This window comes from Dolichospermum sp. UHCC 0259, from assembly GCF_009711935.1.
Taxonomy (GTDB): Bacteria; Cyanobacteriota; Cyanobacteriia; order Cyanobacteriales; family Nostocaceae; genus Dolichospermum.
This window is the reverse complement of record NZ_VIKX01000316.1, coordinates 1-738: the sequence shown is the minus strand read 5'-3', so window position 1 is coordinate 738 and position 738 is coordinate 1. Positions and strand designations below refer to the sequence as shown.

At 39.4% G+C, this 738-nt stretch carries 1 protein-coding gene; it reads right to left on the bottom strand.

Annotated features, from left to right (window positions below):
• Positions 1-47: 47 nt before the first annotated feature.
• Positions 48-680 (bottom strand): primosomal protein, encoded by a 633-nt coding sequence (locus FJR05_RS25225; RefSeq protein ID WP_168646638.1) that lies wholly within the window; start codon positions 678-680, stop codon positions 48-50.
• Positions 681-738 lie beyond the last annotated feature (58 nt).

Genomic DNA, 738 nt, shown 5'->3' with positions numbered 1-738 from the left:
ATACATGGTTATTTGTAGTTATAATTCTGTCACTTATGAAGAATCAATTACTCGTCATCGTCCTCATCATCTTCATCTAAATCGTCATCTTCATCCAAGTCTTCATCGAGTTCATCGTCATCATCCTCATCTTCGTCCAAGTCCTCGTCAAATTCATTATCTAAATCATCCAGTTCTTCCACTTCTTGTTCTTGGAATGAGTTGCGACGTTCTAGTGATGCCCGGTTGAATTCGACTAAATCAGCTATTGCTTGCTCCGGGTCTTTGCTGATTGTGTCGTACAGCATACTCATGAAAATAGCAACTACTTCTGGTGCATATTTGAGGGCATCTGGTTGTCCAAACAATTTAGGAAATAATTTGCTGTTCCATTTCTGCCAATCAAACTTTTTATTACCACCTTTCTTTTTGACTTGAGCAGCAATATCAAGTCCGAGTTTTTCACGGGCTGCATGACCGATTTTGGTAGAAATTCTGGAATCGCGTAACTGTAATTTAATCCCGTACTCTTTGAAGATTAAATTCCGCAATTCCTTCAATAAGGCTAATGCTTCCTGTTGTGGTGAAGCCTTTACTGCCTTAGATTTAGTTGCGGTAGCTGTGTTATTTGTTTTTGCTGATACTTTACCATTAGCTGTATGGCGAGTATTGCCGTTAGTACGAGTTTTGGCGATTGTCATTTAACAAACTCCTTTAAGAAAGTGAAATTTTCACCTCCTTGCCGCAATCGCGGCTTTC

Bases quoted from the DNA above. Each gene is read 5' to 3' on its own strand.
- FJR05_RS25225 (WP_168646638.1), bottom strand. From the start codon at position 680: ATGACAATCGCCAAAACTCGTACTAACGGCAATACTCGCCATACAGCT.